Here is a 19,691-nt window from a genome sequence, read left to right as displayed (position 1 = left end):
CTCCCCATCTCCCCATCTCCCCTTGTTGGGCGATCGCGGCGACGAACATTAGACCGATCGCACCATCTCCAATTACTACTACGCGATCGCCATTTTTAATGTTCGACCTTGCTACCCCATGCAATACACAAGCTAGAGGTTCGGTCATTGATGCCAAAGCATCGGGCAAATCATCGGGAATTGGTAATAAATTATGTTTAACAATTTGGGCGGGAATCTTTAAATATTCGGCAAAAGTGCCATTATTCCAAGTTAAATTCGGGCAGAGGGAATATTCTTGGCGTTGACAAAAGAAACAATTCATGCAAGGAGCAGAGTTATTGGCAACTACGCGATCGCCAACTTGCCAACCTGGAACATCTTTGCCGATCGCCACAATTCTACCTGCTGCTTCATGACCAAACAGCGTCGGCGGTCGCAACATCTTCGCATGACCACCCCTGCGCCATACTTTCAAGTCGGTGCCACAAGTTGTTGCTACGCCGACTTGAATAATTATTTCCTGGGAATCAGGGATCGGATCTGCTACTGATTCCAGACGTAAATCTTCTTGACCGTAAAGTACCGCACCTAACAAAACTTTAGGAACCCACTGTCGTCAGCGGACGCGACTGCTGTCCTACTTTATCACGACGGGACATAACCATTGAAGTCAGAGAAGGCACTTCCTGATAACAACTGCTGCAAAACCAATAAACACCTTGATGGCGAATGTGGCGAAGCAGTGAACTTCCACAAAATGGACAAGTATTACTGCGGCTATTCATTGTATTTGCCTCTGTTCAAAAAATTACTTAATTAAAACTAGATACACAGGATGAAATGAAATTGAGTAAATGAAATCGACCATGATTAATGATGTTATTTCTGAATTAGTTTCTGATTGGTCGCTTCATAACTTAACTCACCGCCTAGATAAACTTTTTTAAAAAATTGCTCCCAATTCTCAGTAGACTGCTCAGCGAAAGTACTGAGTAACCTATTAACAAAAGTGCGATTTAATACTAAGGATTTCATTAGCTTTAACTGTCTTTAAGGGAGATTTAATTAATCGGAACAATTTACTCTCCTTGTTGACTAACCGCTCGATCGACAGCCGAGAATTAGATTACTTTTATAGTTTAAAATCGCTCTATTAGGGAATCCATCTATCTTTAGGATAATTTAAAATTTGCTGATCCTTTACGTAAAATCTCTTAATATAATACGATTATGATTGATCCCCATAAAGTTTTGTGTATGTTTACTTATGATTAAACGCAAATTTTTGCATCATAGTTAATGGAATTTACTTATTAAGGTAATCGATATGCACAAAGACATAGGTATGTTTACGCATTTGTGTCTTGCAGTGGATACTAGTAAAGTTACTAATAATATGTTATCTAAAATTCTCAGTCTTAATTGCCTTGACACAATAGGAGCTTTTTTATATTAAAACAACAGCTTCATATATAACTAAGGTGGAAGTCTAGCAGCTACAGCAACAACAATGCTTGCATCTAAAGAAAGATTAGTTAAGTAATTGAGAGTAATTATTTGTATTTTTGCATCAAAAGCCTCAATATAGGCGATTACCAGCAAAAATTGAGTCAGTATAATAATGATAAAAATTATTACTTGGACAATGCCTGAAGCCAGGTTTTTAGGGCACTAGTGCAAGAAGACAGAAGGTAGAAGGGAAGAAGGCTTTGTAGGGACGGGTGAGAGTTGTTAATTCTTCTGTTATGAGAAACTTAGCTAAGTTGCCAAAATGAATGAGTCAGATTTGCAACGGGTACAAGAGTTCCTGAAACGATGGCAAAGCTCAAGCGGGGACGAAAGAGCTAATAAAGACTCATTTTTTCTGGATTTATGTGAAGCTTTGGACGTTGAACCGCCTCCGGCTAAGGGTAGTATTGTTGGCGATCCTTTTTGCTTTGAAAAGGATGTAAAAATTCCTCATCCTAGTGGTAAGGTGACGACTTGCTTGGTGGATTTTTATAAACAGGGGCATTTTGTAATTGAGGCTAAGCAAGGGGGGGAAGTTGCGGGGAAAGGTACAGCCAAGCGGGGAACGGCAAGTTATTTAAAGGAAATGCAAAAAGCCTTTGTGCAAGGACTTTCCTACACTCGTCATTTAGAACCTCAACCACCTTTTTTAATCATTTGTGATATTGGTTCTCATTTTGAAATTTGGCTAGGTTTTAATGGAGATTATGGCGGATATGGCGCTAGGCGAACTATTCCTTTAGTTGATTTCCAAAAACCGGATATTTTTGGTTTATTTGTCGATATTTTTACCGATCCCCAAAAGCGCAACCCGGAGAAAATTGCGGCGCGGGTAACGCGGGAGGTAGCGGCAGATTTGGCTATGTTGGCGCGGAGTTTGGAAAGTAATCGTCAACCGCAAGAAGTGGCTAGTTTTTTAATGCGTTGTATCTTCACGATGTTTGCGGAAGATGTGGGTTTGTTGCCAGAAAAATTGTTTACTGAAGCATTAAAAGAACGTTGGATTCCCAAACCGAAAAATTTCCAACCAGAGGTAGAGGCGCTTTGGCAAGCGATGAATGATGGAACAAGTTTTGGGCTTTCTGGGAAGTTGTTGAAATTTAATGGCGGGTTGTTTGTTGATGCTTGGGCGTTTCCTTTAAATGGGGAACAATTGGAAGTTTTGTTGCAAGCATCTCAACGAGATTGGAGTCAGGTGGAACCTGCGATTTTTGGTACTTTGTTGGAAAGGGCGTTGGATGATAAGGTACGGAGTAAGTTAGGGGCGCATTATACACCGAGATCTTATGTGGAAAGGTTGGTACGTCCGGTAATTTTAGAACCGATTCGGGAACAGTGGGAGTTGGTGCAAGCTGAGGTTAAACAAAGTTTAGAAAATGCTGGAGAAGAACCGACTAAGACACAGGTAAAAAATGCGATCGCACTAATTCAAGACTTCCTCAAAGAGTTACGCGAAATCAAAATTCTTGACCCTGCTTGTGGTTCGGGAAACTTCCTTTATGTGACTTTGGATTTACTCAAAGGTTTAGAATCAGAAGTTTTGCGAAGGTTGGCAGATATTACAGGTGGCGAACAGTTATCTTTAGATTTCGATCGGGTAAATCCTTCGCAATTTTTAGGGATTGAACTTAATCTCAGGGCAGCTGCAATTGCTGATTTGGTAATCTGGATTGGTTATTTACAATGGCATTTTAAACGCTTTGGTAATATTCCCCCAATTGAGCCTGTTTTACGGGCTTACAATAATATAGAATGTCGGGATGCTGTGTTAGATTATGACAGTAAAGAAATTGCGATCGATCCCAGCACAAATCAACCGCGCACTCGTTGGGGTGGCAGGATAATGCAGCATTCTGTAACTGGGGAAAATGTGCCCGATCCTACACATCAAATTCCCATTTATAAGTTTAATAATCCCCGTCCTGCTGAGTGGCAAGAAGCAAATTATATTGTTTCTAATCCGCCTTTTATTGGGAATGCCAGAATGCGGGAAGTTTTGGGCGATGGGTATGTTGAAAGTTTGCGCCAAGTTTACCAAGATGTGCCGGATACGGTAGATTTTGTCATGTATTGGTGGCACAAGGCGGCGGAGTTAGTCAGATTGGGTAAAGTTAAAAGATGTGGGTTTATTACTACTAATAGTATTCGACAAATTAGACAGCGAAAAGTTATAGATTTTCATTTAAATCAAAAGAACCCTATTAGGCTAATTTTGGCGATTCCCGATCACCCTTGGGTTGATAGAGGTGCAGCAGTTAGAATTGCGATGACTGCTGTTGAATTGGATAATAATCAGGGAAAGATGGCTCAATTAGGTGTTGTAATTGCTGAAAATGAAGAAGAAACACCGGAAGATTACGCTGAAAAAATTAAAGTAAAGTGGCAAAATGTGGGCAAAATTTTTAGTGATTTACAAGTAGGTGCTGATTTAACTCAATGTCAACCTCTTAAAGCTAACGATCGGCTTTCCAGCCGGGGTGTAATGTTATTTGGGTCTGGATTTATTGTTGAACAATCTGATTTTACCAAAGTTGAGCCGGAAATTCTGTTTACTTATATAAATGGTCGAGACTTTATGCAGCGTTCTCGAAATGTCCGAGTTATTGACCTATTTGGTTTAACTGTTGAACAAGCAGAAAATAATTATCCAAAAGCATATCAGTGGGTACTGGAAAGAGTTAAACCAGAAAGAGATGCTAATCGTGATAGAAGTCTACGAGAAAATTGGTGGATATTTGGACGGACACGAACTGAATTTAGACCAGCACTCAAGGAACTAAAACGTTACATTGCTACAGTTGAAACGAGTAAACATCGAATATTTACTTTTCTAGATGCCAAGGTACTGGCTGATAATATGCTGGTAGCTATAGCCCTTGAAGATGCCTATTTTTTAGGAGTTCTTTCCAGTCATATTCATGTTACTTGGGCATTAGCAGCAGGAGGAGATTTAGCAGGTAATACTCCCCGGTATAATAAAACTCGTTGCTTTGATCCTTTCCCTTTCCCCGACTCCACACCGGAACAAAAACAAAAAATCCGCGAATTCGGAGAAAAACTAGATAATCATCGCAAAAAAGTCCAATCTCAACATCCCGAAATCACCATCACGGGAATGTACAACCTATTAAAAAAACTCCGTGCTGGAGAACCTTTCACCGAAGCAGATCAAACCTACAATAATAAAGCTTTAGTTTCCACTCTTAAACAAATTCACGAAGAACTCGATGCAGCAGTTTTAGAAGCTTACGGATGGGAGCAAAATATCAGTGATGAGGAAATTTTACAACGATTAGTTGCCTTAAATGCCGATCGTTCTGCCGAAGAACGTAACGGTTTAATCCGTTGGTTGCGTCCAGAATATCAAGCATCCAAGGAAATAGCAACTCAAATGACTCTCACCGGAATTACCGAACAAGAAGAAGTCATTACTACACCCGCAGAACAAAAAACTTGGCCGAAAAAGCCCAAACAACAACTAGCAGCAATTCGAGATTTACTCCGCACCACTGGAGGCGAATGGACAGTGGAACAAGTTGTAGCACAATTTAAAGGTGCTACCAGACAGAAAAAAGCAATTGCCGAACATTTGGAAAGTTTAGAAGCGTTAGGAATTCTGCTGAGTCGTCAGGAGAATAACGCCATTCGCTGGCATCATAATTAGTTAAAAATAATAATTCTGCTGTAGGCAGAGAGGCATTCCTACAGCAGAAAACGAAAAAATATAGAATTTAATATACTCAGCTATCCCGAAATCATTTCATCCCTGGGGGAAGACCGGGCAGAAGAACTGTCACTTGTCTTCCCTATTTCTAACATTCCCCAATTTCCGCAGAAATTAACATCAAGGGGAATTTGTCATAAAACTTCAAATTTTTTCTCAGAGGTAGAGGGCAGGGAACCGAGGAAACAGGGAAGCAAAAAAACTCTGTAAGGGCGGGTTTTGTTGAAAGCTTGTCTGTGAAAAAGAAAAGTTACTTGCTAAACCCGCCCCTACAGCTCAAATCTTTCCTAGTCCCCAGTCCCCAATTAATATTCTGGAACAGAACGATCGACTTCGCGACTCCAAGCGGTGATTCCACCTTTGACGTTAGTGCCTTCGATTCCGGCTGCTTTCAAAATACCCAAAGCTTTTGCCGATCGCCCACCCATTTTACAATGAGCAATTAAGCGATGACCGTTGAGTAATTCTTTCACTTTCTCCACACCTGGGCCACTTTCAATATCGGGTAATGGTACTAAAACCGCACCAGGAATTTTAGCAATCTCGTATTCACCAGGATTACGAACATCAATCAAAACGAAGTCATCAGCACTACTATCTAGCAGTTGTTTTAACTCTTTGACTGTCATTTCTGCCATTTCCATTTGCTGTTTCGCCTCCTCTGCTTTAGCTTGGGTAATCCCGCAGAATTGTTCGTAGTCTATCAGTTTTTCAATTACTGGACGAATCGGATTTGGACGCAGTTTCAACTCGCGGAATTTCATTTCCAATGCGTTGAACAGCAACAATCTCCCACTTAAGGTAGTACCTTTACCGATGATAATTTTGATAGTTTCTGTGGCTTGAATTACGCCAATAATTCCGGGTAAAATCCCTAAAACGCCGCCTTCGGCACAAGAGGGAACCATTCCTGGCGGTGGGGGTTCGGGGTACAAATCACGGTAGTTTGGCCCACCTTCATAGTTAAATACGGTAGCTTGTCCTTCAAACCGGAAAATTGAACCGTAAACGTTTGGTTTATCTAACAACACACAGGCATCATTAACTAAATATCGGGTGGGGAAGTTATCTGTTCCATCCACCACTATGTCGTAAGGTTTAACGAGTTCTAGTGCATTTTCGGCACTAATCCGAGTTTCGTATAAATCAACCTGACAGTTGGGGTTTATTTCTAAAATCCGGTTTTTGGCAGAATCAATTTTTGGTTTTCCTACCCAAGAGGTGCCGTGAATCACTTGGCGTTGTAAGTTGGAACTATCGACTATATCAAAGTCAACTATTCCCAGTCTGCCAATTCCCGCTGCTGCTAGGTACAACAGTAATGGGGAACCTAGTCCACCTGTACCAATACAGAGGACGCTGGCAGCTTTCAGGCGTTTTTGCCCTTCTAGCCCAACCTCCGGTAAAATCAGGTGTCGGGAGTAGCGTTCGTATTCTTCTTTGGATAATTGGACTTGATCCAGATTAGGATTGAGCATGACTATCTAATAGCAAAAAGCAGATCTAAGATCGTAACTAAAAAGTATCCTTCGCGCACTTCGCGTCTTCGCGGTTTTTACATTTTGTCTTAAACGTTGGGGAAAATTTCTTCTTCTTGAAACTGATGCGCGTCATCTAAACACCAACTTCGCACTTCCCCTACTTTGCCTTGGCGCACGGAGACAATTATATAAGAGTATACTGCCCAAGCGATCGCACGATCCATTTCCGATGGTATCGCCGGATGGTCTGGGTGAGAATGATAAAACCCAATAATCTGCAATTGTCGATCGCGTGCCACCTTTTGTGCTTTGATGATGTCTAATGGTGCGATCGTAAATGTGCTCTCTTTACCCCTGACTCCTCCACTCGCCGGAAACTCTGCCCATTTCTCTTCTTCCCAAGCGTTGAAAGTTTCCCAAACTTCCGATACTGTTTTCCCTTCATCACCTATTTTTCCTAACATGATCCCGCAACATTCTTCGGGATAGGTTCTTTCGGCATGAGTGCAAATCGCTTGCAAATGTTCGGCAGGAATTTTAATCATTAAATTGGCAAAATTTATCTTGTTTTTGGGCTGTTTCCTGATATTATTATATTAGGTTTTTATTCTTACATAATTGGATATTCGCAAAAATAAAACAATCACAACCATCCCATTATACTAAAGTATACCATCTAGCTTTATTAAAAAAGTGTTCCCGGTAACAAAATTGAGTCGTCACAAAAAATTAACAAAACTTTAATGAACTGTTTTAACACCAAGATAAAGTTCACCTACTTTAGGGTCATTTAATAATTCTGAACCGGGGCCTGTGAAGCGATTGCGCCCAGCTTCGAGAACATAACCGCGATGTGCCATTTCCAAAGCTTTCCTAGCATTTTGTTCTACAAGGACGATCGCAGTTCCGCCGCTATTAATTTGGCGAATTTGCTCAAAAACATTATTAACTAAAATCGGAGACAAAGCTGCCGAAGGTTCATCTAATAACAGCAAACTTGGTTGTAACATTAACGCCCTGCCCATTGCCAACATTTGCCTTTGTCCGCCGGAAAGAGTTCCTGCGCGTTGGCGGCGACGTTCCGCTAAAACAGGGAAAGTGGCGTAAATTTTATCTTTCAATGGTTGCAGGGAATCATTGCGAATAAAAGCCCCCATATCGAGATTTTCTTCTACTGTTAAAGTTGGGAAAACGTTGGCAATTTGGGGTACATAACACATTCCTCGTTGCACAATTTGATCTGATTTTAACCCACCAATACTTTGGCCTTTGAAGGTAATTTTTCCTTGGTGGGGAGTCAGTAAACCAAAAATAGTTTTGGCTAATGTAGATTTTCCGGCACCATTTGGGCCGATGACTGCTACTAGTTCGCCAGGGTATATTTTAAAGTTGACTCCTTGCAGGATGTCTAAGTCTTTTACATATCCTGCGTAGACGTTTTCTACTTCTAATAGTGGGTTAATGGTCATGTTGGAGGTTTTTTTAGGGAACCGCAAAGGATGCAAAGAACGCGAAGGAAAGAGTAAGAGGAGGGTTAGTTTGAGTTTAGATTTTGGATTGACTTGTTAGAGGTTTTTTGGGAACCGCTACAGACGCAGAGGACGCAGAGGAAGAGTGAGAGGAGGATTTTGCAGAAGATTAAGTAAAAAGGCACAAATAAACTGAAGTATGTAACGAAGTAAACTTTAACTAAAATTCTCTTTCCTTCTGCCTTCTGCCTTCTGCCTTCTGCCTTATTGGGGAGTTTTTTGTAGTTCTGGGCGTTCTTCGGGAACTATGGCACCTTCTACTGGGCAAACTTGCAGGCAGATGCCACAATCAATGCAGGTGGAAAAGTCAATCCAGTACCAATCTGTGCCTTTGGCGTTTTTGCCTGGGCCTTCATGGATGCAAGCAACGGGACAAGCATCTACGCAGTCAGCAATGCCTTCGCAGGTATTCGTAACAATCGTGTGTGACATTCTCTCTCTTTTAAAATTCGACAGACGAGTTTGCTTAGCACTTTTTGGTGAGCTTAGCCATTAAGAATTGTAATGCTTTTTGAGTCAGAGTGTTTCTAGAGTTGGGGAACCGGACTCTTTTACCCAAGCAATTTTGGGGATGCAACGCAGGCGGGCATATTCCCGAATTTCTTCTGGCGAACGTCCACCTAAGTCTAATTCTACTTTTACCAAGTTTTTTGACTGACGCAAACTGTGGGCGTAAGCGAAAGCAGCAGGAAAATCTGAGGATGTTTGGGCAACTACTAACCATTCGCTAGTAGGTGTTTCTTGGGGTAACTGTCCTGTGGGAAGTAAAACTTGGTGTAATTCTTCAATATTTAAGCAAAAACCAATACCGGGAACGCTGTTTCCTTGGGGATGGTAGAGGGTTAAAAGTTGGTCGTAACGTCCGCCTTGTCCCAAGATTTGTTTTCGGGTATCTGTTTCGCCAACAACTTCAAATACTATGCCTGTGTAATAATCGAATGTTTGAATTAAGCTCAAATCGAGAGTGATGTTGGCGCTAAGTTTTGTTTGTTTAGTTAAGTTAGGAAGACCTTGTTCTAGTAACTCGATTAGAGATTTAAGATTATTAAGTGCTTCTTCTCCAGTAGGTTCTAGTTGTAAGCTGGCGACTTTTTGCAGGACATCAGCTGGTTTTCCCCGTAAGTCGAGTAATAGGAGGGCACGTTCTTTCAGTTCATCGGAGAGGGGGAGATTTTCTAGGGTAACACGATCGAGATGTGCGATCGCTCTTCTTACTTTCTCCTGCAATTTACCAGGAAAAGGTGCCAGCAAACTCCGGGTAAGTCCTGCTTCACCCAAAACTAAATGCCAACCACTCAAACCTAATTCAAATAAACATTCTGCCAGCAACAATAAAATTTCCCCATCTGCCAGCAACCCGCCACCGCCAATTAATTCCACTCCGGCTTGGTAGAATTCTTGCTGTCCGCTGTAGCTACCTTTTTGGGCTCTTCTAAAAATATTAGCGTTGTAATAAAGTCGCTGCGGATAACTCACTCCCGCCATGCGAGTCACTGCTGTTCTGGCGATACTAGCAGTTAACTCTGGGCGCAGTCCCAAACTTTCTTCTTCGGTTCCCGCTTGCAATTGTAATACTGTAGAGCGGTTGATGGCACCACCAGCCATTAAAGTATCCAACCGCTCAATTGTTGAGGTAATAATCCGATGATATCCGCAACGATGGTAAACCTGCTGTAAGCGGTTTTCAATCCATTGTTTTTGAGCAACATCGAGGGGCAATAAATCCCGTGCCCCTGCGGGTGGTTGATGCACCATTACTTCTTCTTCCCACCAAACAAACCAAATAATCCACCGCTAGCCTTAGTTTCAGGCTTTTTACTTGCTGCTGCTGTACGTACAGTAGTACGTTTCTCGATCGTATCGATGCGTTTTTTCACCTCTAAAGCTGTTGGCTCTTCAGCATTAAATTGTAAGGCGCTTTCTAAGTGAATTTTCGCCATTTTCAACTGATCCTGATTTAAGTAAGCCATTGCCATTAAAGCATGAACGCGACTACTTTTCGGCTCCATCTTCATAGCATCTCTCAATTCTAAGATAGCTTTAGCAGGATAGTTCTTTTCAATATACTCTTGGGCACGGCGGCAGTAGGTTTCAGCTGGAGAAGGTTCCACCTTAGCAGGTTTCTTTTCCGCTACTGGGGGTACTTTACCTGGTGTAGCTGCGGCTGGGTTAGTTTTTGCTGGTGTGGTGACAGCAGGAGTTGCTACTTTAGTAACTTCGGCAGGTTTACTGGCACTTTGACCTTGGCTAGACTTCCGTACTAAGTAAACTAAATTCAGTTCGCTGATTTGGGCTGTATTTTGCAGAATATGGTCTATTGATTCATATTGTTGTTCAATTAGTTTATGCAATGCAGTTTTATACTCATGTTCCAAGTTAGTGGATTTGTATAGCTGTTTTGCTAGTTCACTTTGCAGATCAATTTTCTCTTTTTCTTGTACCAGGCGTTTTCCCATGCGGGTTAACAATACGTTATGTTCTGCACGACTTTGATCGTTAAATAGTTGTTGATAAGCTGGACTGACTAATTTAGCGAAAAACTGACTGGCTTGTTGTTTGCTGGCTTCGCTGTCAGCTGTGCAGCTGTCGGGATGCAGGCGACGAGAAATTTTCAGATATCTTTTTCTGACTTCATTAGCTGTAGCATCCAATGGTACGCCTAAAACTGCGTGATGGTCTGTGCAATCAAACTTGAATAATCCTTGTTCAATATTAAGTGCCATAATTTACGGTTCCAGAATTTAGATCTATAAATCTAGTGTACTTCGTAACATCAAAGGATGTAATATCTCTGATATAATTTTTCTTATGTGTAAATTAAACATTTGTTGTTAAGTGTTTTCCCCAATCTGACAAGGGATGCACTTGCATAAGTTCGGTACTTAGACTGTTGTGAATTAGACCATTTGTTGCTAATATTCTTCCTGATTTTATTTGTATAGGACTGCCATTGTATGCAGTTACTTTGCCTCCTGCTTCTTCTAGTAAAACTATCCCAGCAGTAATATCCCAAGGAGAAAGTCCTCTTTCCCAGTATCCATCTAAGCGTCCACAAGCTACATGAGCCAAATCTAAGGAAGCCGATCCGCTACGGCGCACGCCTTGGGTAAGATGGGTAAGGTGACAAAATTCGGCGTAATTGTTGTCCTTTGTCTGACGACGATCGTAAGCAAAACCTGTTACTAATAAACTTTTACTTAGTTCTGCTGTTTGAGAAACTCCGATCGGACGACGGTTGCGAGTTGCGCCTAAACCTTTTGCGGCACGAAATAGTTCATTATGAAAAGGATCAAAAATTGCGCCTACTTGGGGAATTCCTTCTATTAAAAGTCCAATTGATGAAGAGAAAAAGGGATATTGATGAGCAAAGTTAGTTGTACCATCTAAAGGATCGATCGCCCACAAATATTCGCTTTGTTGTTCTCCTAACTGTCCTGATTCTTCTGCTAAAATTGCATGGTCAGGAAAGTGGCGATTTAAAATTTCCAAAATTACGGCTTCAGCTGCTTTATCTGCGGCAGTTAATAAGTCTCCAGGACGGCCTTTTTCTTCTATTGTTTCTAAGTTACCATAATAGGATTGTAAGACAGCACCCGCAGCCAGAGCTGCTTCTGTGGCAATATCGAGAAAGGTTTGTAACTGTTCGGGAGTAGGGGAACTCATTTTTAGACGATCGACTTAAAGCGGGACATTTTGAAAATGGAAGGGAAAAGGGAACAGGAAAAAAATATTTCTGTTAGCTTGTCCCGGTAAATGATTGGTAGCTCATTTTTAAATTACGTGAAGTTATAAATGGATAATTTTTAATAAAAATATAGAACTATAGCTAGAAGTATCCGCTATCAACCTGCTATTGGGCAAGAGTTTTGAGCAAAAACTTTAGCCTTTGCTGATTAATACAGCATCTGCTCTCGATCGTCCAGAAATTAAGCGAATTAATTTGACGTTGTTAATTTATCTGTACTGTTGGCGAAACTGTTCTGGAGGTAGACGCAGGGCTTGATCTGGGTTCCAAATTCCTAATCCCATGACTCTAGCGTACTCTTGAGCGCGTTCTAGGCGTTCATCGTACTTGCGGTTCAGCGATCGCGGTCGAAATAAAGCCAGACCTTCCCTGAGTACTTGTTCATTCAGGAGTTTACCATCTTGCCAGACATAAGCTAACTGTCGATCGAATTGGTCTTTTGGTTCCAAGTCAGATTCCAGCAACACGGGTTTTTCCCCGATCATTTCCTGTAATCTTTCTTTAGCAAGTTCTCCCCAAGGTCTTTGGCGTAAGTCTGGTGCTGACACCCCAATCAGTTGCACCTTTATATTTGAGTCAGCTTGGTTTTGCACAGCAGCTACTTCTAAGGTTTGTCCGCTGAGAACTCGTTGTATGTTCAATGTTACCCCTTGGGGAGTACCAGTGGACTGGCATCCCCCCAAGAGTAGGAAACAGCAAGCAGCCACAAGGCTAAAGAAATGACTAATGTTAGTCTTCATCCATTGGCAAACCGACTTTAACTTTACCTTTTCCAAAATACCGACCAAACTGGAGTTCGTAAACCTCGTCTTCATCCTGCGTTTCCACGAATAAGTCTGAACGAGCATAACTCACACATAAAAGAGCATAACCTTGTTTTTGTAATTCCAAGGATAGTCCCATCGCTTCTGGTTGATAGATGTCGCCGGAAATCACCCTTACCGCGCAAGCGGTACAAGCGCCATTGCGACAGGAAAATGGTAATTCTACACCTTGGTTTTCGGCGCTGTGAAGAATGTAGCGATCGTCTGGAACTTCAATTGTATGATAGGTATCCCTTTGGCGATCGTGAATCCGAATTTTAAATAAGCGAGACATTGCAAAAATTCGAGCAACATGATCTATAATAGGATTCTGTGCGAAAAACACCAAAGCACAGCCCTGGAGAGGTGGCCGAGTGGTTGAAGGCGCAGCACTGGAAATGCTGTTTAGGGGAAACTTTAACGAGGGTTCGAATCCCTCCCTCTCCGTTCCCGTAATACTTCTAGCCATTTTGCTTGCAGGTTGAGTAAATCTCAATTGGGTGAGTAGGTGGGTGAGTTAGTTTTTCTTATCTGTTGGGCAGTTTTCCTATAAACCGTCCTTATCTGTCTCTGTGGGCTGGTTTGTTTGAAAATCTCTATACCTGAAAATCATTAATGAATTCATTAATGATTTCTAGAAATGCTGTTTGGGGACAACTTCAACGAGGGTTCGAATCCCTCCCTCTCCGTTCCTTAAGTTCTGTATTTGATAGCTGGGCGACACAGCTGTACATCTGGTGTAATCACCACGTAAATTTGCTAAACCATTTTTAATGATTACACCTCGTTGAAAGAAGAATATACAGTTAAGCTGACGCTGTAACGGAATAGTGTCAATAAGGTAAACTTTCAAGTACAAGTAGTTATGAGCAGTTGCTATGAGCAACAAATCACCCCGTTTTTACACCTTAATTTCGATCGCCGCCGCTTTAATTACCATTGCTTTGAAAGCTGGCGCATATTTCCTGACAGGCTCAGTGGGATTATTATCTGATGCAGCAGAATCATGTGTTAATTTAGTTGCAGCTCTAGTAGCATTTTGGGCGGTAAGTTATGCTGCTAAACCACCAGATGAAAAACACGCTTACGGGCATTTTAAAGCCGAATATTTTTCCAGCGGTGTGGAAGGTGCGTTAATTTTAGTTGCTGCTATTACCATTGCTATAGCCGCATGGAATCGTCTATTTCATCCTCAAGAATTAGAACAAATAGGAATAGGATTAGGATTATCTATAATAGCATCTATTATTAATGGTGTAGTTGCTGTTGTTTTGTTACGTGCCGGAAAACGTTTGCGTTCAATTACTCTCAAAGCTGATGCTCATCATTTATTAACTGATGTCTGGACTTCTGTGGGTGTAGTAATAGCTTTAATTGCCGTACCTCTGACAGGTTGGCTAATTCTCGATCCGCTAATTGCTTTTGTGGTAGCCATTAATATTGTTTGGGCAGGAGTGAAGCTTTTACGCGAAACTGGAGGCGGATTTTTAGATACAGGAATTCCTAAAGAAGAACAAAAAATTATTAGGAATATCCTTAATACCTACGATAATCAAAATATTCAGTTTCATGCTTTAAGAACGAGAGTTGCTGGGGCGCGTCGCTTTGTTTCTTTCCATGTTTTAGTTCCGGGAGAATGGACAGTGAAGCGAGGTCATGCTTTGTGTGAGGAAATTGAGTTAACTATCATTAACGCACTTCCGGGAACTTATGTGTTTACCCATTTAGAACCTGTGGAAGATCCTACTTCTTGGAATGACCAAAATTTAGATCGGACTGTAGGTAATTAGGGAAAAGAACTAGTGTGGCTTTCCGAACAGGAATTAACTCTTTTGGGTGTGAAATTCCTCATTGTTGTTTGGACAATTTATCAGCATAAAATAGAACAGAAGATAATTTTTTGAACCGCAGAGCGCAGAGAGCGCAGAGAGAAGAAATGGAGATTTTGATTAAGCCTTGAAGAAATAGCTAAATTAAATTTTATATAATATTTGATAGTGAAGTGAAAAAATAAGGTATTTATATTACAAAGATTCATTACTTAAAGAACACTGAAATTTGGGTGTTAAAATGCAAACATTATTTACGCTTTTTAGTAAAGAACGTGGCGAACTGGAAACGGAGATTGATAAAGCAACCAGCATGAAGCAAGTAGTTCAGCTGGTACAAAGCAAAATAGATAATTTGGAAAAAAGTTACATTGGCGAACTCAGTGTTTCTCAGGTACGCTTGGTGAAGTTTTTTCTGGATACGCTGCGTCAGTCTATTGGTACTCTCTCGACTGCTGATGAAGCGACTCTGATTCAGCAAAATATTGAGCAAATTATCGATCGCACCAAGAAATCATCCCCCAATAAACTTTTACTAAAAGTCCTCCAAATACCAATCGGTGTCGGAATTTTCACATCTCTATTTTCCTTAATTGATGATACTCCAGGTGTTTGGATGCCAATTTTGTTAGTAACGGTACTTGCAGGATTGGAAGTAGCATTACAACTTGATAAAAGTAATAAGCAAGATAATGTGGAATTAAGTCAATCTTTGGCAGCTTTACAACCAAGTATTCAGGTAGATAGCAAGTTTTTCTTGGATAATTTGGCGGATATTCTGAGTACGATCGATCGCGCAGTCGCCCAAGTTTCCGTAACCAATCAACCCTCTGCTACTGGTGGAATACAAGAAATGCCAGAAATGTTAGATTTCTTGCAAAAACTTTGGGGTGCGTCATTTTTAGGTAATCCTTATATGGCATTAGAAATTAGCAAAATGGTGCCGCAAATCTTGATGGATCAGGGGATTTATGTGCAGAATTATAAACTAAACGATCCGCAGAGTCCGCGAGAGTATTTTGACTTTGAACCAAGTATCGATCGCAACTCCAAAGAATACGTCACTTTAACACCTGCTTTGTTAAAAGCCGATCGATTACTCCGCCGAGGTAGAGTCATTGAACCAATAAATAAAGGAACGGAAAACTAAATTTTACTGTAGGTTTTTACTCAAATGAATACACAAGTAACAGAAACGATCGGATTTGATTTAGGACATGGCGAAACAGCCTTAGCTAAGGCTAAAGTAGACAGCATTGAAACTCCTGATATGCTGGAAGTTAACAACAAAAAAATTCAAATTACCGCCATTGGTTGGCATCCAGAATTAGGCGTATTAGTGGGAGATCAAGCCTTAATTCAAGCAGGTGTCGATCGCTTACAAATTGGCTTTAAAGAAAAACCCAACAACTCGCCAAACTACCGCAAAACCATGCGGAGTTTTGTCGAAGCATACTACAATTTATTGAAACAAAGCAAACAAATTGAAGGCGGAGAACACAGCCAATTTTACATCGGTTGTCCTTCAGGCTGGTCGCCAACTGAACGACAAGAATACCAAAGTTTACTTAAAGAATCTGGTATTCCCTTAATCTCAGTTGTTCCTGAATCTCGTGCAGCTTTCATGCAAGCCAAAGAAGGCGGAAAGTTGGGATTTAATGAACTAAAATCAACAGTTTTAATTGTAGATATTGGTTCTTCAACTACCGACTTTACCCTGGTTAAAAGCTTGAATGAAATGCCCTTAGATTTCGGACAAAATACTTTAGGCGCATCCTTAATTGACAGAGCAATTTTAGCCCGAACTTTAGCAGAACATGAGGAAGGACAATTCCTTAAAGAAGTATTTGAAGAATATCCTCACCACAGGTTTCGTTGTGAAATTCAATGCCGAAAAGTCAAAGAAGATTACTTTTCCAACGAACAGTTATATGCCAGTTCTGGCGCTTTTGCCAGAGGTTTTGAATTCATCACTCCCCAAATTCACTTTATCCCCCAAGTGAATAAAGAGATTATGGCGGAAATAATCAACCAACCTTTGCCAGAATTGCATAATAAAAGTTGGGCGCAAGCTTTTCGGGAAGCAGTAAAAGAAGCGAAAGAAGAGTTAGCAAGTCAGGGAATTATTCCGAAAGTTGTGTTGATGACTGGTGGCGCATCACGGATGAAATTTACTCGTGATATCTGCGCGGAAATCTTCCCCGAACCTGACACAAATGTTCGCCCAGATCCTGAACCAGAAAGATGTATTGCGCTGGGTTTATCCCGTGTGGGAAGATGGGATTTACGCGCCGCTGGATTTAAAGAAGAACTCAACAAATTATGTGAATCTCCAACACTTAAAGAGTTGATTTCTAAACATATTCCCGATCTAATTACTTTGTTAAATCAACCTTTGGCTGAGGCGTTAATTGAAAATGCAGTTAAACCAGTTTTAAAAGATTGGCAAAGTAACAAGATTCGCACTTTGGCAGATGTACAAACGGAAATGGAAAAACGGGCGGAACAGTGGTTAAAAAGCGATCGCGCCCAGCAAATCATAAATGCTCAATGTGTCACTTGGTTTAATCGCAAAATTCAACCCGACTTAGCCACAGAAACCGATCCCATTTGTCAAAGATATCAAATCTCTAAAAGCAGCTTACGTTTTGAAGAAGGAATCGATCCAGCGATAGTTAATCCAAACCTTAACTTAGGTGACGATATCTTAGCAGTTGTCGTCAGTTTTATCATCAACTTAATTATTGCTGGAGGTACGATCGGAAGTCTGCTAACTTTAATATTAACCGGACACTTTGTTTTACCAATTCTGTTAGTTTACGGTGCAGCAGTTTTGGGCGAAGGAGTGCGGTTAAATCGGGAAAGATTGGAAGAAATTCTCAGGACAAAATTAGATATTCCTGGTTGGATTCGTTTCCTAGCAGTTGGTGAGAAAAAGATTGACCAAATGTGTAAGGAAATGAAACCAGATTTATCGGAAAACTTGCGAAAAAAAATGTTGGAAAATCAAGGTGCTTTTGATGATTTGATTAACAAAGTTGTGCAACAGTTGAAAAAAGCTTTGTATGCCAAAGCAGAAGAAGCGGTGATTTTGATTCAATAGTTTTTCAAAAATGTAGTTTTACAAAAATGAATGTAGAGACGTTGCATGCAACGTCTCTACATTCATTTTTGGGGGAAGATTTCTGGGGGGAGAGCGAGCAAACTCTCGGATAAGCCTGGGTAATCACAACTTTTAAGGTAGTATTTACCGTCTTATTCCGCATAAAACGCATAAAAAAAGAGTGAGCCAAAAAGCTCACCCTACAAGAGATTTTATTCACTCACGCAGGAAGCAACAATTTGCGCTTGCTGCCACAACTTAAACAAAAAGAATTCAGTTCGATCGCTCATCGTGACGACAAAAACACCTTCATCGCTCTCAGAAGTTGCCGAAACCCAGGTGCCGCGCAAACTAATTTCGACATAATCGACATCGCAAGCACTTACAGAGATAATTTCAGAATCTTCGCGTCTTGCTTCAATTTCCAGACGTTCAATCCCTGGCAAATCGGCAGGTAGCAAGAACGAAGCAGTGCTCGGTTCAACGCAAATATGCCAACCAGCGCGGAGGGACAGAATCACCCGTGTCGTCACCCAATCTTCTAGAGATTGTGCCAGACGCTCTAAATTAAAGCCATTTTCGGTGTAAGTGAGTTTCAGCATTATCGGGTTTCTCCCGCTTTTATTCCAGATTTTCTTGCTGTTCGCGCCAGAACTGTTCGGCAAAAGAGACTGCTGGGTGCATAGGCGCTTTCGGTTGACTTCGCAATAGCATTCCCGCTTGTAAAGGAGTGCGATCGCCCTTTCGAGAATTACACCTTTCGCAGGCAATAACTACGTTATCCCAGGTGTGTTTTCCGCCCTTCGATCGGGGAATCACATGATCCAGCGTCAGATTCTTAGTGCTACCGCAGTATTGGCAGCTATAATGATCCCGCCGCAAAACCTCACGCCGATTCACCGGAGGCACTTTCCACAATCGTTCATTGCTAGTGACAGTCAGACGAATCTGTTGTGGAACATGAAACACCTGCGAAGGCGATCGAATCTGCAAAGTCTTACCCTTAATCAGATCCAGCGGTTCCGCCTTACCAGTCACCAGCAAAACAACTGCGCGTTTAATATTGACTCGACTCATCGGCAAGTAGTTCTGCGAAAAAACCACCACCGACTGTCCTAATACATCCATTGGATTGCGCCTATGCGGTTGCGAAGCTATCGTCACGATTCAACTCCTTATTTAAAAACCCCCGCCTCTTTTGAGTTAGAAGCGGGGGTCAGAAGGTTTTTTGGTTCTTCTTGTTTATGCAGGTACAGTTATTCTGCGCCTGTACCTCCCGCTTCGTTTCGGTAAATTTGCTTCTAGATTAAATTGATGACTGGCGATATTAATAAATTCGCCATCTTTTGAGCGATCTCGTTCTCCAAAAATATAGATTCCCCTCAACAGATAATCCACCCCTATACCAATTCCAACACACCACGAGGCTTGGTTGCCACCGTCGAAGCGTGGGGAAGAAGGCATTTGAGTGGATCGAGATTGTTGGTAAATCACTGGAGTAGTTTTTGAAAGCTGTATCTTAGAAATCTTACTTTTTAAATACTACACTTGTATTATAGATTTGTCCACCCTTTTTTGGAGAAAAGTTCATGCAAGCCTTAACTCGTACCTCTACCACCGAAATGGACGTTACCAGCATCCGTTTAGAGAGAGAATTAAAAGATCGACTGAAAGACCTGGCTGGCAATCAGGGGTATCAAGCATTAATTCGGGAAATTCTCTGGAACTACGTCCAACAAAAATCAGGTTCGTACAAACCCCAATTTTCCAAATTGGATATCAGAGCCAGTATACCCGCCACAGCGCAAAGAGAAGAACGCTGCGTACTCACAGGACAGTTTATTCAACCCCAAGAACCCATGTTATTAGGACTCACGCGCCAAGGCGAATTGGTGCCACTCAGCGTCGAAAGTTTGGCAGCAGGTTAAACACGCATCCCACCGGGGAACCAAATCCCCGGTTTACCTCAGCACCATTTGAAGCCTT

18 protein-coding genes and 1 tRNA gene are annotated in these 19,691 nt (G+C 41.4%); 6 read left to right on the top strand and 13 right to left on the bottom strand.

All coding sequences use genetic code 11. From position 1 onward, the window contains the following. Together IQ264_RS18555 and IQ264_RS18550 are read right to left on the bottom strand one after the other, a co-directional pair. Positions 1-577 (bottom strand): zinc-dependent alcohol dehydrogenase (locus IQ264_RS18555; RefSeq protein WP_193982288.1); only part of this gene is annotated, 577 nt, incomplete at its 3' end. A gap of 4 nt (positions 578-581) precedes the next feature. After that, the gene (locus IQ264_RS18550; protein ID WP_193982287.1) at positions 582-767 is read right to left on the bottom strand and encodes a hypothetical protein; all 186 of its coding nucleotides are present in this window, start codon (positions 765-767) and stop codon (positions 582-584) included. 986 nt (positions 768-1,753) lie between these two features. Between IQ264_RS18550 and IQ264_RS18545 the strand changes: the two genes are divergently transcribed. After that, positions 1,754-5,155 (top strand): class I SAM-dependent DNA methyltransferase, encoded by a 3,402-nt coding sequence (locus tag IQ264_RS18545; RefSeq protein ID WP_193982286.1) that lies wholly within the window; start codon positions 1,754-1,756, stop codon positions 5,153-5,155. 365 nt (positions 5,156-5,520) lie between these two features. Here IQ264_RS18545 and moeB read toward each other — a convergent pair whose 3' ends face one another. The 9 genes from moeB to IQ264_RS18500 all read right to left on the bottom strand — a co-directional run bounded on the left by moeB (position 5,521) and on the right by IQ264_RS18500 (position 13,068). After that, a complete protein-coding gene (gene moeB, locus IQ264_RS18540; protein ID WP_193982285.1) occupies positions 5,521-6,693 on the bottom strand; it encodes a molybdopterin-synthase adenylyltransferase MoeB in 1,173 nt (390 codons plus the stop codon). An 89-nt stretch (positions 6,694-6,782) separates the two neighbouring features. Beyond that, complete coding sequence (locus tag IQ264_RS18535) at positions 6,783-7,241, bottom strand: Mov34/MPN/PAD-1 family protein (protein ID WP_193982284.1); 459 nt, start codon at positions 7,239-7,241, stop codon at positions 6,783-6,785. Positions 7,242-7,436: 195 nt separating this feature from the next. After that, positions 7,437-8,165, bottom strand: coding sequence for an ABC transporter ATP-binding protein (locus IQ264_RS18530; RefSeq protein WP_193982283.1), 729 nt, complete (start codon positions 8,163-8,165; stop codon positions 7,437-7,439). Positions 8,166-8,429: 264 nt separating this feature from the next. Continuing rightward, positions 8,430-8,657 (bottom strand): indolepyruvate ferredoxin oxidoreductase subunit alpha, encoded by a 228-nt coding sequence (locus IQ264_RS18525; RefSeq protein ID WP_073596408.1) that lies wholly within the window; start codon positions 8,655-8,657, stop codon positions 8,430-8,432. Positions 8,658-8,741: 84 nt separating this feature from the next. Then, the gene (locus tag IQ264_RS18520; RefSeq protein WP_193982282.1) at positions 8,742-9,980 is read right to left on the bottom strand and encodes an ATP phosphoribosyltransferase regulatory subunit; all 1,239 of its coding nucleotides are present in this window, start codon (positions 9,978-9,980) and stop codon (positions 8,742-8,744) included. Continuing rightward, positions 9,980-10,948: a J domain-containing protein gene (locus IQ264_RS18515; protein ID WP_193982281.1), complete on the bottom strand. Its 969-nt coding sequence runs from the start codon at positions 10,946-10,948 to the stop codon at positions 9,980-9,982. Before IQ264_RS18515 ends, IQ264_RS18520 begins: the two co-directional genes overlap by 1 nt. Before the next feature lie 94 nt (positions 10,949-11,042). Beyond that, positions 11,043-11,888 carry an inositol monophosphatase family protein gene (locus IQ264_RS18510; RefSeq protein ID WP_193982280.1) on the bottom strand — a complete coding sequence of 282 codons (846 nt, stop codon included), beginning with the start codon at positions 11,886-11,888 and terminating at the stop codon, positions 11,043-11,045. 291 nt (positions 11,889-12,179) lie between these two features. Further along, positions 12,180-12,611, bottom strand: a complete 432-nt coding sequence (locus IQ264_RS18505; protein ID WP_228061638.1) for a thermonuclease family protein — start codon at positions 12,609-12,611, stop codon at positions 12,180-12,182. 88 nt (positions 12,612-12,699) lie between these two features. After that, positions 12,700-13,068 (bottom strand): 2Fe-2S iron-sulfur cluster-binding protein, encoded by a 369-nt coding sequence (locus IQ264_RS18500; protein ID WP_193982278.1) that lies wholly within the window; start codon positions 13,066-13,068, stop codon positions 12,700-12,702. 65 nt (positions 13,069-13,133) lie between these two features. Here IQ264_RS18500 and IQ264_RS18495 point away from each other — a divergent pair. From IQ264_RS18495 to IQ264_RS18480, 4 genes are all read left to right on the top strand, one after another. Continuing rightward, a tRNA-Ser gene (locus tag IQ264_RS18495) sits at positions 13,134-13,220 on the top strand. Between the two features lie 431 nt (positions 13,221-13,651). Next, entirely contained in the window at positions 13,652-14,563 is a 912-nt protein-coding gene (locus IQ264_RS18490) for a cation diffusion facilitator family transporter (protein ID WP_193982277.1), read from the top strand. A gap of 280 nt (positions 14,564-14,843) precedes the next feature. Continuing rightward, the gene (locus IQ264_RS18485) at positions 14,844-15,752 is read left to right on the top strand and encodes a hypothetical protein (protein WP_193982276.1); all 909 of its coding nucleotides are present in this window, start codon (positions 14,844-14,846) and stop codon (positions 15,750-15,752) included. A 24-nt stretch (positions 15,753-15,776) separates the two neighbouring features. Next, positions 15,777-17,705, top strand: a complete 1,929-nt coding sequence (locus IQ264_RS18480) for a hypothetical protein (RefSeq protein ID WP_193982275.1) — start codon at positions 15,777-15,779, stop codon at positions 17,703-17,705. A 212-nt stretch (positions 17,706-17,917) separates the two neighbouring features. Here the strand turns inward: IQ264_RS18480 and IQ264_RS18475 are convergent, their stop codons facing one another. Both IQ264_RS18475 and IQ264_RS18470 read right to left on the bottom strand, forming a co-directional pair. Further along, positions 17,918-18,307: an alr0857 family protein gene (locus tag IQ264_RS18475; protein ID WP_193982274.1), complete on the bottom strand. Its 390-nt coding sequence runs from the start codon at positions 18,305-18,307 to the stop codon at positions 17,918-17,920. Positions 18,308-18,326: 19 nt separating this feature from the next. Continuing rightward, positions 18,327-18,782, bottom strand: a complete 456-nt coding sequence (locus tag IQ264_RS18470; RefSeq protein ID WP_322744742.1) for an HNH endonuclease — start codon at positions 18,780-18,782, stop codon at positions 18,327-18,329. 512 nt (positions 18,783-19,294) lie between these two features. Here IQ264_RS18470 and IQ264_RS18465 point away from each other — a divergent pair. After that, positions 19,295-19,633 (top strand): hypothetical protein, encoded by a 339-nt coding sequence (locus IQ264_RS18465; protein ID WP_193982273.1) that lies wholly within the window; start codon positions 19,295-19,297, stop codon positions 19,631-19,633. The last annotated feature ends 58 nt before the right edge of the window (positions 19,634-19,691 follow it).

The sequence above is a fragment of the [Phormidium] sp. LEGE 05292 genome (genome assembly GCF_015207735.1).
In the GTDB taxonomy this organism is placed as follows: Bacteria; Cyanobacteriota; Cyanobacteriia; order Cyanobacteriales; family Aerosakkonemataceae; genus Floridanema.
The sequence above is the reverse complement of the archived record's forward strand: the minus strand, read 5'-3'. Positions and strand labels throughout refer to the sequence as shown.